Source organism: Marinomonas rhodophyticola (assembly GCF_026113935.1).
GTDB lineage: Bacteria > Pseudomonadota > Gammaproteobacteria > Pseudomonadales > Marinomonadaceae > Marinomonas > Marinomonas rhodophyticola.
In genome coordinates, this window is record NZ_JAPEUL010000012.1 from 119,954 (window position 1) to 135,816 (window position 15,863).

Here is a 15,863-nt window from a genome sequence, read left to right on the forward strand (position 1 = left end):
TTTTTGAAGGTCGTTCATGCAAAGAATTAATCTTTTATCGCCACGTCTAGCCAACCAAATTGCTGCGGGAGAGGTGGTTGAACGACCCGCTTCCGTCGTAAAGGAGTTGCTTGAAAACAGTCTTGATGCTGGCGCCTCTCAGCTTGACATTGATGTTGAGCAGGGGGCGTTAGGTGTATAAAAATACGAGATAATGGCTCTGGCATTATGAAAGAGGATCTTTCGTTGGCCTTGAGTCGTCATGCGACAAGCAAAATTGTCACCTTGGATGACTTGGAAGCGGTGCGTACTCTCGGTTTTCGTGGTGAAGCATTGGCCAGTATTAGCTCTGTGTCTAGGATGCACCTTACGTCTCGAGCCGAAAATGAACAAGAAGCTTGGCGTGTTGAGGCGGAAGGAAAAGACATGGCTACAGCGGTTCGTCCTGCGTCTCATCCTCAGGGTACGACCATTGAAGTACGAGATTTGTTTTTTAATACCCCTGCCCGTCGTAAATTCTTGCGTACTGAAAAAACGGAGTTCGCCCACTTAGAAGAAGTGGTTAAGCGACTGGCATTGAGTCGTTACGAAACGGGTTTTCGTTTAAGTCACAATGGCAAGCAGGTTTATGATCTTCGGCCCGTAACCGATCAGCTCCATGCTGAGCATAGACTCGCCACCTTGCTGGGGAAAAAGTTTATAGAAAACGCTTTGACGCTTGATGTTGAAGCGGCGGGGTTGCGTCTGTGGGGGTGGATTGGTCTACCGACATTCTCTAGGTCTCAGGCGGATCTGCAGTATTTCTTTGTGAATGGCCGTGTGGTTAAAGATAAGTTGGTGGCTCATGCTGTGCGCCAGGCTTATCGCGATGTTTTATATAACGGTCGGCACCCTACGTTTGTTTTGTACCTTGAGTTAGATCCTTCTACCGTGGATGTGAACGTGCATCCTACTAAGCACGAAGTGCGTTTTCGCGATGGGCGCTTAGTGCATGATTTTTTATTCAGTCGAATTCATAAGGCAATCGCGGATGTTCGGCCAGAGTCTGATGCTGCTCCTACCGGTATGAATGACCCCGTAGGGAGTGGTGAAGGTGCGCGCGCAGTGGATATTACTGAGCAATCGGCTTTGCCTTTATCTAATCGCGCTACAGCGTCCTCTATGGATTGGATGAGATCAGCGACGAATTCGGTGGCTGCCTCGGAGGTGCGCGGACAGCTTGATGGCATGCGCCGTCTATCGGGTTATGCGCAACAATATGTGTCTTCAACGGAAGTGGTTGACCCTGAAACAGGAGAGGTCAGGGAAGTCGCTCCTTTAAGCGATGTGGGGCAAAATGAGAACCCATTCGAGAGGTCAGAGTCTGATTATCAAACCGTGCCGCCATTAGGCTTTGCCGTGGCACAGTTGCATGGTGTGTACATTCTCTCAGAAAGTGAGCAAGGGCTTATTTTGGTGGATATGCATGCAGCTCATGAGCGCATTGTGTATGAGCGTATGAAGGCGGCTTTTTATCAAAAAAACATTTCATCTCAACCCCTTTTAGTTCCCATTAATATTGCTGTGTCGCAAAGTGAGGCAGATCTTGTTGAGGAAAGTGGTGAGGTGTTTGGTGCGTTTGGGTTCTGTGTAGAAAGAACAGGATTAGAAAGTGTTATGGTGCGTGAAGTCCCCGTTATACTTATACGGGGTGATGTGGAAGGTCTAGTGCGTGACGTCATCAGTGATTTGTCGGCGAACGGCGTCTCTGATTTGTTGGCGTCACGGGCAAATGAGTTGATGGCGTCAATGGCTTGTCATGGTGCAGTGCGTGCGAATCGTAAGTTAACCATTGCAGAAATGAACAGTCTTCTTCGTGATATGGAAGTCACTGAGCGGAGCGGGCAGTGTAACCATGGTAGGCCAACTTGGGCGCATTTGAGTATGTCTGATTTAGATAAACTCTTTTTGAGGGGGCGTTAATATGGCAAAGCCACATGTAGTTTGCTTGATGGGGCCGACGGCTTCAGGGAAGACTGGGTTGGCAGTTGAGCTTGCCCAGCACCATGATTTTGAAATTATTAGTGTGGATTCGGCGCTTGTGTACAAGGGTATGGACATAGGAACCGCAAAGCCAGATGCCGCTTTGTTGGTAAAGGCGCCACATAGACTGATTGATATTATCGATCCTGTTGAATCCTATTCGGCTGCCGATTTTGTTTTGGATGCCGTCGAGCACGCACAAGACATTTTGTCTAAAGGGAAAACCCCGCTTTTGGTGGGGGGGACCATGATGTATTTTAATGCATTGCAAAAAGGTTTGGCTGAAATGCCTAATGCAAATGCTGAAATGCGCGCTATGATTGAAGAGGAAGCATCTGAAAAAGGCTGGTCGTCATTGCATGAAGAGTTACAAAAGGTTGACCCTGAAGCGGCTTTGCGTATACATCCCAATGATCCACAGCGTTTGCAAAGGGCGATTGAGGTGTTTCGATTGACAGGAAAGTCTATGACTCAGCTTTGGGCGGAGCAGGAGTCTGTGTCTTTGCCGTTTGAGATGATTAATTTGGCCGTTATGCCGAAAGAGCGCAGTGTTTTACATCAACGTATCGAACAGCGCTTTTACGATATGATGGATCAAGGTTTTTTGGCTGAAGTGGAAGGGTTTTATCGACGTGGCGATTTGTCTATTGAGATGCCTTCTATGCGTTGTGTCGGTTATCGGCAATTATGGCAATATTTAAACGGTGACGATTTGCTAGATGATGCTATCTTTAAAGGTATCGTCGCCTCACGTCAACTGGCTAAGAGACAGCTTACTTGGCTGAGAGGGTGGGAGGATTTGATGATTTTTGACAGTTTGTCAAAAGATCTTGTGCCTGATGCCTTGAATTACATCGAAAGCAGGATTATATAGGGGAAATAGATAAAAAATTGGTGTAGTATCTACGGTATTGTTTTATCAATATTTAATTTAATTTTTTGCGCTTAACTTAAGGAGATTCCAATGTCAAAAGGGCAATCATTACAAGACCCTTATCTAAATATTCTACGCAAAGAAAGAGTGCCAGTGTCTATCTTTCTTGTAAATGGAATTAAACTTCAAGGTCAAATCGAATCATTCGATCAGTTTGTGATTCTGTTGAAAAATACCGTCAGTCAAATGGTTTATAAACACGCCATTTCTACGGTAGTACCTTCTCGTACTATCCGCGTCCCGTCTCCTGATCAGCCGGAAGATGCTGCTGAATAGCTTGTCTTTCACAGGGCAAGCAGAGGAATACCAGATTGTTTTTTGAACGTCCCGATAGTGGTGAAATAGCTGTATTGGTCCATATAGATTTTCGTGATCAAAGTGAATCTTATGGACCTGAAGAGTTTGTTGAGCTTGCTATTTCGGCTGGCGCAGATCCCGTTGCGGTTGTAACGGGATCTCGTCAGCGTCCTGATGCTAAGTACTATATTGGTACTGGCAAGCTAGCTGAAATAAAAGACATTGTTGATCGTGAAGGTGCGCAGGTCGTTCTTTTCGATCATGCTTTGTCTCCTTCCCAAGAGCGCAATTTAGAAAGTGTTTTTCAATGTCGTGTGCTTGATCGCACAGGTTTAATTCTTGATATATTCGCACAACGTGCACGCACCCATGAAGGTAAGTTGCAAGTTGAGTTAGCTCAGCTTCAACATATGTCAACTCGTCTTATTCGAGGTTGGACGCACTTGGAACGCCAAAAAGGCGGGATAGGTATGCGTGGGCCTGGTGAGACGCAGCTTGAAACTGACCGTCGTTTGTTAAGAGAGCGTATCAAATCTATTCAAAAGCGATTGGAGAAAGTTGAGTCGCAGCGTGACCAAAGTCGTCGGTCCAGAGATCGATCTGCAGTGCCAACGGTTTCTTTGGTTGGCTATACAAACGCAGGTAAGTCGACTTTGTTTAATCGAGCAACAGGGGCGGATGTGTATGCCGCAGATCAGTTGTTCGCGACATTGGATCCGACTTTAAGACGTCTCGACCTTGAGCAGATTGGCTCTATTGTCTTGGCGGATACGGTTGGGTTTATTCGTCAGTTGCCGCACCGCTTGATCAAAGCCTTTCAAGCGACCTTAAAAGAGTCGTCTGAGGCAGACTTGCTTTTGCACGTCGTTGACGCTGCTGACATTTCTCGTGATGAGAATATGGCGCACGTTGATTCTGTGTTAAAAGAAATTGGTGCTGATGAAGTGCCGATGTTAAAAGTATTTAATAAAATAGATGCTTTGGCAGATACGGAACCTCGAATTGATAGAGACGCTGACGGGAACCCTTTCCGAGTTTGGTTGTCTGCTCGTGATGGTCAAGGTGTTGATTTGCTGAAACAAGCCATTGCTGAACTGTTGGCTGAGGACGTTTTTAGCGAAACGCTTTATTTGTCCAGTAAGTATGGTCGTATCAGAGCAATGTTGTTTGAGCATGGGGCGGTCAGGTCGGAGTATTTTGATGAAACGGGTCGATTTGTTCTTGATGTGAAGCTGCCGAAAAAAGACTATTTACAGATTTTGGCTCGCGCAGGTATGTCTGAGGATCAGATAGAAACTGCATGAGTCGCACAGGGTTATCATTAAAATAAAGTGGAGACGTAGTATGGCCTGGAATGAACCGGGTAATAACGACAATGACCCATGGAATCCAGATAAGAACCGTAATAATGGTGCTGGGCGTCCGGACGGAGGTCGTGAGAAAGACGCCGATAATGATCCTTGGGGTCGTAAACCGACTGGAGGTAAAGATCAAAGTCCTCCAGATTTGGATGAGGCCTTCCGTAAACTGATGGATATGTTGGGGGTTAAAAAATCCCGCAAATCTGGCGGTTCTAACGGTGGTGATTCCGGCATGTCTGGCAAATTTGGTGGCAGTTTAATTGCAATTATTTTGTTGGCGTTGCTTGCCTTGTGGGCGGCAACAGGCGTGTATCAGGTGGATCAACAAGAGCGAGGTGTCGTGCTTCGTTTAGGTAAGTATCATTCTACGGTTATGCCTGGGTTGCATTGGAATCCACCAATGATTGACTCTGTCAGTAAAGTGAATGTTACAAAAGTTCGTTCTCATGATCATAAAGCACTCATGCTAACGGTTGATGACGCTATTGTTGAGGTAGGTGTTTCGGTTCAGTACTCAGTACAGGATCCGAAGGATTTCTTGATCAACGTACGTAATCCTGAAGAATCACTTGCTCAAATAACAGAAAGCGCGCTTCGTCATGTTGTCGGCAGTTCTGAGATGGATCAAATTCTAACGCAAGGTCGAGAATTGCTTGCGGAAGAGGTGAAAGTAAGAATTCAGGATTACAGCACGGCATACGGTACTGGTGTGTTGATTTCGAAAGTGAACGTGGAAAATACTCAGGCACCAACTCAGGTGCAGGAAGCGTTTGATGACGTTATCAAGGCGAAAGAAGATGAGTTGCGTGTGCGAAATGAAGCTGAGTCTTATGCGAATGGTATCATTCCAGAAGCTCGTGGTCGTGCGCAGCGTATTCGTGAAGAAGCTGAAGCTTACCGCTCTGAGATCGTTGCTCGTGCAAGTGGTCAGGCAGATCGTTTTGATCGCTTGTACCGTGAGTACACGAAAGCACCAGATGTAACGCGTCGCCGTCTGTATATTGAAACGATGGAAACAGTTTATAAAGATGTGAATAAGGTTGTTGTTGACACTGAGGGTGGAAATAACATGATGTATTTGCCTTTGGATCAGCTTATGAAGCAGCGTGCTGAATCATCTACAGGTACTGGCTCTATGAGCTCCGGAAATATTGGAGCGTTAACTGATCAGGTGCTTGATGAGATACGTAAGCGCCAAAGTGCAACCATTCGTAGAGAGGGCAGAAACTAATGAAAGGCTTTTCTTTTTCAGTTTTATTTGTTGTTCTTCTCGGTGTGTTGATTGCTTCTCAGACGCTTTTTGTTGTCAAAGAAACAGAGCGTGCGGTTGTGCTTAAGTTTGGTGAGATTGTTCGGGAAGATGTTCAGCCTGGCCTTCACTTTAAGCTTCCGATTATGAATGAAGTTAAGAAGTTTGATGCACGAATTCTAACGATGGACTCTCGTCCTCAGCGTTATTTAACGCTAGAGAAGAAAGCTGTTATTGTGGATTCTTACGTTAAATGGAAAATTGATTCTGTTGCGAAGTTTTATCAAGCGACATCTGGCGATGAGTTTGTTGCGAACCGAGTGTTGTCTTCTCGTGTGGATACCGGGTTGAGAAATAAGTTTGGTGAGCGAACCATGCATGAGGTGGTTTCTGGTCAGCGAGATCAGTTGATGACCGAGTTGCGTGATGATTTAAATCGAGTTGCTCAGAATGAGTTGGGGATTTCTATCGTTGACATTCGTGTTAAACGAATCGATTTGCCGCCTGATGTTAGTGAATCTGTTTACCAGCGTATGAGAACGGAGCGTGAGCGTGAAGCTCGTGAGCACAGATCGAAAGGTTTGGAGCTGGCTGAAGGGATACGTGCGGACGCTGATCGTCAGCAGGTCGTTCTTGAGGCGGAAGCGCAACGTGATGCAGAAATGATACGCGGTGATGGTGATGCTAAAGCGGCCGCTATCTATTCAAAAGTGTATACGCAGGATCCAGAATTCTATGAATTTTATCGTAGTCTTCAGGCGTATCGCGAAAGCTTCAGCGGTAGCAGTGATTTGTTTGTACTTGAACCAGATAGCGAATTCTTCAAATATTTGAATAGTTCGACTCGTGGCGGTACGAAATAGCATCTATATTCGTCAATAATCGTACGTGAAGCCTATTTGTTAAAATGGGAAACATGGTACTATTACACAAACCGGGCCAAGCCCGGTTTTTTAATGGTCAAAATAAAGAGAATCTATGCAGGAATTGTTGCAGTCGCTGCTGGTTGGCGTCAGCCTTTTATTGATCGCCGAGGGTGTTTTACCTTTTCTGGCTCCCAATGTGTGGAGAGAAATAATGGTAAAAGCAATCGCGAGCCTCAGATTTGAATTTGCGCATTCTGGGGGCGGTTAGTATGTTTCTTGGATTAATGCTTCTTTTGCTGACACGAAGCTAAGAGGATAATTTAATGACATTAGCAGATCGTTGGTTGCTTCCTGAGGGCGTTGATGAGGCGTTGCCTGAGCAGGCTGCTAAAATCGAACACCTTAGAAGAACTCTGCTTAATCTCCACGAAAGCTGGGGATATCAATTAGTAATACCCCTCTTTTAGAGTATTTGGATTCCCTCCTTACGGGTGCTGGTTCAGACCTAGAAATTGAAACCTTTAAAGTGATTGACCAGCTATCGGGTCGGCTTTTGGGGATACGTGCCGATTTTACTTCCCAGGTGGCTCGTATCGACGCTCATTGTCTTAAGGATGATGGGGTTCAGCGTTTGAGTTATTGTGGTAGTGTCTTAAGAACTATGCCGGCTGGCTTAGATGGTACTCGTAGCCCTATTCAGTTAGGGGCGGAAATTTACGGTCATGGCGGTGTAGAAAGTGATATCGAAGTGTTGTCTTTGATGTTGCAAACCTTGTCTGTTGCTGGCTTGTCTAATGTTGTGCTTGATTTGGGGCATGTAGATGTCGTCAGTGGTGTTCTTTCCGCTTGCGATCTAACGGCAGAACAGGAGGGTAAATTAATTGAGCTTTACAAAGCGAAAGATTTGCCTGAGTTAGATCGATACGTAGATGGTCTTAACGGTCTGCGCGACGTTCAGAAACAGTGGTTGGTAGGGTTGCCGCGTTTGTGTGGTGACAAGAGTGTGTTGCAACGCGCGTCTGAATTGCTTGGCAGTGTTAATGAATCTATTCGTGATGCTATTGTTTTGTTGCAAGATGTGAGTCGTTCTATTTGTCAGCGTTTTCCTAATGTTGGGCTGCATTTTGATTTAAGTGATTTGGTTTCTTATAGCTATCACACTGGTGTGGTATTTGCGGCTTACGTTCCGGGTCATGGCAATGCGATTGCTCGGGGCGGGCGTTACAATAATATTGGCGAGGTCTTTGGTCGACCTAGACCCGCGACCGGTTTTAGCACGGATGTAAAAGCCTTGGTTGCTTTGACGGATATTGTTGTCAATAAACCAAAAACAGTACTGTCGCCAATTTGCTCAAGTAACGAGTTGTGGCTGAAGGTGAATTCTCTGCGTGCTGAAGGTTATCAAGTTGTAGAGGTTTTGGACGACCATTACACTGGAGAAGCGGATTTTAAGTTGGATTTTGTGGATGGGGCTTGGCAGTTGCTGCCGGTTCGAAGCTAGACTTTTCTTTAAGAACTATCTAAATGAGACCTGAAATTATGGGTAAAAATGTTGTTATTCTAGGCACTCAATGGGGCGATGAAGGTAAGGGTAAGGTTGTCGACCTGCTTACTGAGGATGTTGCTGCAGTTGTACGTTTTCAAGGTGGTCACAATGCTGGCCACACCTTGGTGATCGATGGCAAGAAAACCGTCTTGCATTTGATTCCTTCTGGTATCTTGCGTGATGGTGTTCAGTGCATCATAGGTAATGGTGTTGTCTTGTCTCCGGCAGCATTGAAGACGGAAGTGCTTGAACTTCTTGAGCAAGGTGTGCCTGCCGTCGAGCGCTTGAAAATCAGTGCTGCTTGTCCATTGATTCTGCCTTACCATATTGCGATTGATCAGGCTCGTGAGCTTGCTAAGGGTGAGAAAAAGATCGGTACAACGGGTCGAGGTATTGGGCCTGCTTATGAAGATAAAGTAGCTCGCCGTGCTATCCGAGTTGGTGACTTGTTGGACTCTGAGCGCTTTGCTACTAAGCTGAAAGAAGTGCTTGAGTACTATAATTTTATTTTGACGAATTACCACAAAGTAGAGCCTATTTCTTTTGATAAGGTTTACGCTGAAGGCTTGGAAATGGCCGAGTTTTTGCGACCAATGGTGGCGGATACCATTACTTTGTTGCATGATTTGCGTAAAGCGGGTGCGAACATTATGTTCGAAGGTGCGCAAGGTTCATTATTAGATGTGGATCATGGTACTTATCCTTATGTAACATCTTCCAATACAACTGCGGGCGGAGCGCCTGCCGGTACAGGGTTTGGTCCTTTGTACTTGGATTATGTGTTGGGGATTACCAAGGCTTATACAACTCGTGTAGGGTCTGGTCCATTTCCAACAGAACTGTTTGACGAAGACGGTGAGCGTCTAGGTCGTCGCGGTCATGAGTTTGGTGCGACAACGGGGCGTTCGCGTCGTTGTGGTTGGTTTGATGCGGTGGCTTTGCGTCATGCGGTTCAGATTAACTCTGTATCTGGTATCTGCTTAACTAAGTTGGATGTGCTCGACGGTTCGTCTGTCATTAAAGTTTGTGTTTCTTACGCTGATGCTAATGGTAATCCAGTTGCGGGTTCGTTGGTTGATAGTGAAGGGTATGAGCAAGCCAAGCCTGTCTATGTCGAGATGCCTGGTTGGACTGAATCGACGGTTGGTGCGCCAAGTTTCGAAGCTTTGCCTAAAAATGCTCAAGACTATATTCGTTTCTTAGAAGAGCAAGTGGGTGTGCCTGTGGATATTATTTCTACTGGTCCAGACCGTAACGAAACGATTGTACTGCGCGATCCTTTCAAGCACTAAGTCGTAGCGTATTTTATTGGATGGTAAAAAAGCCGCATTTTGCGGCTTTTTTTGTTCTTGCGCCTAGCTAAGTTCATCATATTAGTATTCTTTGTAAATAGAGTGAAAAGAGGGGGAGGAGTTTGCTGGGCACTAAGGTAATATTTACAATTGAATTTATGGCGATGTAACCGTCTGCTAAATAATGGAAAAATGAGAGGAAATATTTATGGTTAAGTTATTGCTTGCTGATGATGATGCTCGTTTGTCGGATCTAATAAAGGAATACTTTGATGGTGAGGGCTATGAGGTTGCTCATGCTTGGAATGGTCGTGAGGCTTTAGAGCTGATGGCGGCTGATATGCCAGATATTATTATTCTGGATGTTATGATGCCGGAATTGGATGGTTTTGAAACGTTAAAGCAGATTCGTAACAAGAGTGCTGTGCCCGTTATTATGTTGACAGCAAAAGGCGATGACATTGATCGTATACTTGGTTTGGAGATGGGGGCAGACGATTATTTGTCAAAACCGTTCAACCCACGTGAGTTGCTGGCGCGTATTAAAGCGATTTTGCGTCGAGCTAGCCAAGAGCGCGAAGATGATCCAACAGCAGATATCGATCTTTCTGGTGTGTTGTTGCGTCGTAAAGATCGTACGGTTTATCTTGAGGGTGAATTGGTAGAGTTAACTACCTCTGAATATACTTTGTTGGAGTGTATGTTGATGGCCCCTGGTCAGGTGCTAACTAAGCAGGAGCTTTCTGAAAAAGCATTAGGCCGTAAGTTGACTATGTATGACCGTAGTTTGGATATGCATATCAGTAATCTGCGCAAGAAGATCGGCAATTTGGAAAATGGCGATCCGCGCATTAAAACAGTGCGTGGTGTTGGTTATATTTTTGTGTCAAATGAGCAGGGTGCTTAATTTTTTATGAAAAATACTTTTCTGCGTGTGTTTCTGGTGGTGTTACTGTCCAATATTATTGTAGTTAGTATTGGTTTAGGGATGGTGCAGTTTATTCAGAAACGCAACCAGGTGTCCGCTGATTTATTGGGTGATGTCGGTGTTCAGCTGGTCGCTGGGTATGAAAAGTTTGGTATTGTTTCTTTGCAAGAAGAAACGAAAAAGGCTGAGAAGCGTTTGTCTGGGACCATTTACTTGTATCAAGAAAATGGTCGACCCCTTCTTAAGCCTTTACCGCGTAATTTTAGAGAGCAGAATACGCCGAGTTCATCCACTCGGCCAGCGGCGGATTTCTTGCATAGTCAGTTTATTCAGGTAATTGGCGGTAATAATGTCCAATATTTACTGATATTTAAACCTGACCCTGAAATTAGTTCATTAGCGCCTGAGGCTGTGGTTGGTTTTTCTTTGCTTGGTTTGCTTGTTTCAAGTGGTGTGTTGGCTTATTGGTTGTTGGGGCCTTTGCTCAAGTTGCAGCGTGTGGCGCGTTCTTTTGGGCAAGGGGATATGACCGCTAGGGTAGAAAATAAGTTAGCACGAAGAAGCGATGCCGTCGGTAAGTTGGCGCGTGAGTTTAATGAGATGGCGGTGAGAATTGAAACATTACTGTCGTCCAAAGAGCGTTTGATGCGAGATGTTTCTCATGAGTTAAGAACGCCACTTGCTAGGATTGAGGTGGCGCTCACTATTGCGGAAGATAAGTATGGAGCGGAAGCGCAAAAGGGTTATCTTCACCGCATACGCACCGAACTGCATGAGCTTGATGAATTGATTGGTCAGGTGTTGACTTTAAGTCGCCTAGAGGCTGCCTCTCTTATAAAAGAAGAGATGGATCTTCAGGAATGGTTAAGTGAAATTGTTGCGGATGTGAGTTTTGAGAGTCAGCTTAAAGGGATTTCGGTGACGAAAATTGGTCGTATCCCGAAAACCATTTTAGGCGACCCTCTTCAATTGCGTCATGCAATTGAGAATGTGCTTCGTAACGCCTGTTTTTATGCAGGTTGTGGTGGAGTGATTGAGGTTGAAACTCAGGAAAAGGCAGGCACGGCCTTTATTTATGTGCGTGACAATGGTCCTGGTGTTTCTGATGATAAGTTAGAGAAAATATTCCACGCCTTTTATCGCTCTTCTGAGGCGAGAGAGGCGAATAGTGGTGGGTTTGGTGTGGGTCTTACTATTTCTCAGCGTATTATTCGTGCGCACAAGGGGCAAATAATGGCTCGCAATCGTGAAGAGGGTGGATTGGAAGTGTGTTTCCAGCTGCCAGTGGCTTAGGTGGTCTTCTAGAAAGAGTGTTGTATTGCGCTTTTGGAAAAAAGCCCTTGTTATTGTCTTCATAGGTAAGTAACATGCCCGTCGCAAGTTGGCTAGGCAGTCGCCGCTCGATTTATTGGGGGGAGGAAAGTCCGGCTTCGCAGGGTAAAGTGCCAGGTAACGCCTGGGGGGCGTGAGCCTACGGAAAGTGCAGCAGAAAATACACCGCCTAAGCAGTTTACTGCCGGTAAGGTTGAAATGGTGCGGTAAGAGCGCACCGCGCGACTGGCAACAGTTCGTGGCTAGGTAAACCCCACTTGAAGCAAGACCAAATAGGAACTCTTTGGCGTGACCCGCGCTGAGTTCGGGTAGGTTGCTAAAGACGTGCAGTGATGTACGTATTAGATGAATGACTGTCCACGACAGAACCCGGCTTATCGGCCAACTTGCAATTTCTTCTTCCTTTTATGTTTCCCTTTCAGGCTCATGCAGTCGACCTAATGGCTAGGTTGTTCTTTTAGTCTCTCATTACCTGAATTTTCATTTTAGTCTTTTTTTGTTTTGTTTTTAATCAAATGCCGCTTCATGAGCGGTTTTTTTGTGCCCGTTTTTTGTCTGTTTTCATTTTTACGCAATATTTTTTTACTATTTTGATAAAAAGGTGTTAAATTGTGGGATAAAGTGTCGATAAGTGGGATATGGCAATGTTTCGTGGGATTCATCAAGTAAGTATGGATGCAAAGGGGCGTATGTCGCTTCCTGCACGCTTGCGTGATGATCTTGCCCAATACGACGATGACGGCGTAGTGGTTACCATAGATCCTGTTTCTCGGTGTTTACTGCTTTACCCCTTGTCTGAGTGGGAGTTGATTCAGCAAAAGTTAGACAAGCTGCCAACTTTTCAGCCTCAGGCTAGACGTCTTCAGCGTCTATTGGTGGGACATGCAACTGATTTGGAAGTGGATAACGCGGGTAGAATTTTATTGCCTGCACCGCTGCGTGAATTTGCTCGCTTAGATAAGAAATTGACCATCCTTGGACAAGGCAAAAAATTAGAAATTTGGAGCCAAGAGGAATGGGAAGCTCAGCGTGAAGATTATTTGTCCCAAGATGCTCTTGTGGACTTACAAACAGAAACCATGATGGATATTTCTTTATGACAAAGACGATGGCAGAACACATAAGCGTCATGCTTAATGAGTCCGTCGATATGCTAGTAACCGACGTGAATGGTCTTTATGTTGATGGCACGTTTGGTCGTGGTGGCCATACTCGTTTGGTGTTGGAAAAACTCAATAAAGGACGTTTACTCGGTTTTGATAAAGATCCGGTGGCTATTCGTCATGGTAAATCTTTAGAGCAAGAAGATACTCGTTTCACTATCGTTCAAGACAGTTTTGCGAATATGGCGGAGCATATTTCTGCTGTATTTGGCGTGAATAAAGTAGATGGTGTGATGATGGATTTGGGGTTTCTTCTCCCCAGATTGATGATGCTGAGCGTGGTTTTAGCTTCATGAATGATGGTCCGCTGGATATGCGAATGAATCCAGAGAAAGGCATTAGTGCCGCTCAATGGATTGCTTCTGTTCATGAAAAAGAGTTAGCAGATGTGATGTATCAATATGGTGAAGAGCGTTTTTCCCGTCGTATTGCAAAAGCCATTTGTGAATACCGTTCACATACGCCGATTTTAACCACTCTTCAGTTGGCAAAAATTATTGCGGAAGCAAACCCTGCTTGGGAAAAAGGCAAAAACCCTGCGACTCGGGCTTTTCAAGGTATTCGAATTCATATCAATAATGAACTAGGGGATTTGGAGGTGGGGCTGGATGCCGCCGCGCAAGCTCTAAAAGTGGGTGGGCGTTTGGCCGTTATTAGCTTTCACTCTCTTGAGGATCGAATTGTTAAGCGTTTCATGAAGTTAAAAGCAAAAGGGCCTGAGTTGCCAAGACATTTGCCGATTCAAAACGCGCACCTTGATATTAAGTTTAAAGCCGTGGGTAAGGCGATCAAACCATCTCAATCGGAAGTGAGTGAGAACGTCCGGTCCAGAAGTGCTGTGTTGCGTGTTTTGGAGCGAGTCAGTGATTAACGCGCGTTTTTTGCCGCTGATATTTATTGTTGGGGTTTTGGTTTTGACCATGGTGTCCATGGCGGTGGTGATTCAAGTTTACGATTTTAGAAAAGACTTCTCTTATCTTCAAACGTTGAAGCAGGATGAAGTGGATTATGAAGTGAAATGGGGGCAGTTGTTGCTTGAGCAAAGCGCACTAACCCAACCAAGTCGCCTAGAACAGGCGGCAATTAAAGATTTGCAAATGCATGCACCTTCTCAGGATGAATTGATAATAGTGAAACCATGAATATTGAAAACAGTGTTCAAACCCCAGGAAAATGGCGCTTTATCTTCGTATACGGCTTCGCATTGCTGTTGTTTCTTGTTGCCGGAGGCCGTCTCTTCTACTTAACGGTGGTGGATAAGGATTTTTTACAAAATCAGGGCGAAATTCGAGCCGTGAGAACAGAGGCTATTCCAGCCACCCGAGGCATGATACTGGACCGCCGTGGCGAGCCTTTGGCAGTGAGTACGCCGACGTGGACCATTATTGCGAATCCTAAGGCATTGTGGAAGTTGCCGCGAGATCCTTCTCAAAACGTGGGACCCGAAGAGGAGATTAAGCGTCTCGCTGAGGTGATGGGTGTTGGTAGAGCTTGGCTGCAAGAAAGGTTTGAAGCAAATAAAAGTCGCTCTTTTATGTATCTAAAGCGGCAAATACCACCCCATGAAGCCGACGCTATCATGGCGGCGAACGTGGTTGGTGTGAGTAAAACAAAAGAATACAAGCGCTTTTACCCTGCTGGTGAAGTAGCTGCTCATGTTGTTGGTTTTACCAATATTGATGATAAGGGGCAGGAAGGCATTGAACTTGCCTATGATCAGGCTCTAGAAGGGCAGCCTGGTCGTCGCAGTTATGTAAAGGATCTGACGGGGAATATTATTCGCGGTGTGGGTGTGGAAGAGGCTGAGCACCCAGGTGAAAATATTGAGTTGAGTATTGATCTTAGATTGCAATATTTGGCTTATCGAGAGTTGAAAGCAGCGGTGACAGAGCATCGTGCTACATCGGCGTCTGCGGTGATTTTGGATGTGAAAACGGGTGAAATTCTGGCGATGGTTAACCAGCCGTCCTACAATCCTAATGATCGCTCTAAACTTGAATACGAAGAGTTGCGTAATCGTGCGGTGATTGATCTGTTTGAGCCTGGCTCAACAATGAAGCCTTTCACTATTTCTGCGGCGTTGATGTCTGGACAATATACGACAGAAACGACGATTAACACGTCGCCAGGCTTTATGAGATTTGGGCGTTTTACCATTCGTGATGCGGCTAATTATGGTGTTATTGATTTTGAAAAACTGTTAATCAAGTCAAGTAACGTTGGTGCTTCTAAGATAGCCTTGTCACTTCCACAAGATGCTATTTGGAATATGGATTATGAGTTAGGAATAGGTTCTCCGGTGGGGATTGGTTTTCCTGGAGAGGCGTCAGGTGTGTTGCCTTCTCATCCTAAGTGGCACCCGTCAGAAATTGCAACCCTATCCTATGGCTATGGCTTGTCTGTTTCCACTCTTCAGCTGGCGCAGGCTTATATGACGCTGGCTAATGGCGGCTATCGAGTTCCAGTTACTATTTTCAAACAAGATGCTCCGGCCGACGGAAAGCAAGTGATTCCGAATAAAGTTGCTCAAGATGTGGTGAAAATGATGGAAGCCGTTGTGCAGCGAGGATCCGGCAAGGCCGCACAAATTCCAGGATACCGTGTAGCGGGTAAGACGGGTACGGTTCATAAAGTGGGTTCAAAGGGGTATGAATACGATCAATATATTGCTCTTTTCGCGGGTGTTGCTCCAGCATCTGACCCAAGACTGGCGATGGTAGTCATGATTAATGACCCTAAAGGTCGAGAATATTATGGTGGTGAAGTTGCTGCCCCTGTTTTTTCTCGGGTCATGGAAGGGGCGCTGACAACATTGAATATTTACCCTGATTTACCTGAAGGGGCTCAGAGAAGTGCGTTTGCAGCCTAAGAAAGCGCCTTACCAAGTGGTGCAG

Annotated in this window: 12 protein-coding genes, 1 other RNA gene and 3 pseudogenes; all 16 read left to right on the plus strand. The window is 45.4% G+C overall.

The annotated features are described in order from the left end of the window. The first annotated feature begins 16 nt into the window (after positions 1-16). The 16 genes and pseudogenes from mutL to ONZ52_RS22630 all read left to right on the plus strand — a co-directional run bounded on the left by mutL (position 17) and on the right by ONZ52_RS22630 (position 15,838). Positions 17-1,941, plus strand: a pseudogene (mutL, locus tag ONZ52_RS22555) (DNA mismatch repair endonuclease MutL). A 1-nt stretch (position 1,942) separates the two neighbouring features. Further along, positions 1,943-2,875, plus strand: coding sequence for a tRNA (adenosine(37)-N6)-dimethylallyltransferase MiaA (miaA, locus tag ONZ52_RS22560; RefSeq protein ID WP_265220856.1), 933 nt, complete (start codon positions 1,943-1,945; stop codon positions 2,873-2,875). A gap of 90 nt (positions 2,876-2,965) precedes the next feature. Further along, the gene (gene hfq / locus ONZ52_RS22565) at positions 2,966-3,211 is read left to right on the plus strand and encodes an RNA chaperone Hfq (RefSeq protein ID WP_111607252.1); all 246 of its coding nucleotides are present in this window, start codon (positions 2,966-2,968) and stop codon (positions 3,209-3,211) included. Between the two features lie 35 nt (positions 3,212-3,246). Then, positions 3,247-4,536 (plus strand): ribosome rescue GTPase HflX, encoded by a 1,290-nt coding sequence (gene hflX / locus ONZ52_RS22570; RefSeq protein ID WP_265220857.1) that lies wholly within the window; start codon positions 3,247-3,249, stop codon positions 4,534-4,536. A gap of 40 nt (positions 4,537-4,576) precedes the next feature. Then, positions 4,577-5,824: an FtsH protease activity modulator HflK gene (hflK, locus tag ONZ52_RS22575; RefSeq protein WP_265220858.1), complete on the plus strand. Its 1,248-nt coding sequence runs from the start codon at positions 4,577-4,579 to the stop codon at positions 5,822-5,824. Then, positions 5,824-6,705: a protease modulator HflC gene (gene hflC, locus ONZ52_RS22580; RefSeq protein ID WP_265220859.1), complete on the plus strand. Its 882-nt coding sequence runs from the start codon at positions 5,824-5,826 to the stop codon at positions 6,703-6,705. Before hflK ends, hflC begins: the two co-directional genes overlap by 1 nt. A gap of 115 nt (positions 6,706-6,820) precedes the next feature. Then, complete coding sequence (locus tag ONZ52_RS22585) at positions 6,821-6,976, plus strand: DUF2065 family protein (RefSeq protein WP_265220860.1); 156 nt, start codon at positions 6,821-6,823, stop codon at positions 6,974-6,976. A 55-nt stretch (positions 6,977-7,031) separates the two neighbouring features. After that, positions 7,032-8,209: pseudogene (locus tag ONZ52_RS22590) on the plus strand (ATP phosphoribosyltransferase regulatory subunit). A gap of 38 nt (positions 8,210-8,247) precedes the next feature. Continuing rightward, positions 8,248-9,546 (plus strand): adenylosuccinate synthase, encoded by a 1,299-nt coding sequence (locus ONZ52_RS22595; RefSeq protein ID WP_265221151.1) that lies wholly within the window; start codon positions 8,248-8,250, stop codon positions 9,544-9,546. Positions 9,547-9,754: 208 nt separating this feature from the next. After that, positions 9,755-10,453 carry a response regulator transcription factor gene (locus tag ONZ52_RS22600; protein WP_111607258.1) on the plus strand — a complete coding sequence of 233 codons (699 nt, stop codon included), beginning with the start codon at positions 9,755-9,757 and terminating at the stop codon, positions 10,451-10,453. Between the two features lie 6 nt (positions 10,454-10,459). Then, the gene (locus ONZ52_RS22605) at positions 10,460-11,767 is read left to right on the plus strand and encodes a sensor histidine kinase (protein ID WP_265220861.1); all 1,308 of its coding nucleotides are present in this window, start codon (positions 10,460-10,462) and stop codon (positions 11,765-11,767) included. An 84-nt stretch (positions 11,768-11,851) separates the two neighbouring features. Continuing rightward, positions 11,852-12,199: RNase P RNA component class A (gene rnpB / locus ONZ52_RS22610), an RNA gene on the plus strand. A gap of 251 nt (positions 12,200-12,450) precedes the next feature. After that, a complete protein-coding gene (mraZ, locus tag ONZ52_RS22615) occupies positions 12,451-12,906 on the plus strand; it encodes a division/cell wall cluster transcriptional repressor MraZ (protein ID WP_265221153.1) in 456 nt (151 codons plus the stop codon). After that, a pseudogene (gene rsmH / locus ONZ52_RS22620) lies at positions 12,903-13,840 on the plus strand (16S rRNA (cytosine(1402)-N(4))-methyltransferase RsmH). The gene mraZ and the pseudogene rsmH overlap by 4 nt, the downstream one beginning before the upstream one ends. Next, positions 13,833-14,111, plus strand: a complete 279-nt coding sequence (gene ftsL / locus ONZ52_RS22625; RefSeq protein WP_265220862.1) for a cell division protein FtsL — start codon at positions 13,833-13,835, stop codon at positions 14,109-14,111. Before rsmH ends, ftsL begins: the two are co-directional and overlap by 8 nt. Continuing rightward, positions 14,108-15,838, plus strand: coding sequence for a peptidoglycan D,D-transpeptidase FtsI family protein (locus ONZ52_RS22630; RefSeq protein ID WP_265220863.1), 1,731 nt, complete (start codon positions 14,108-14,110; stop codon positions 15,836-15,838). Before ftsL ends, ONZ52_RS22630 begins: the two co-directional genes overlap by 4 nt. Positions 15,839-15,863 lie beyond the last annotated feature (25 nt).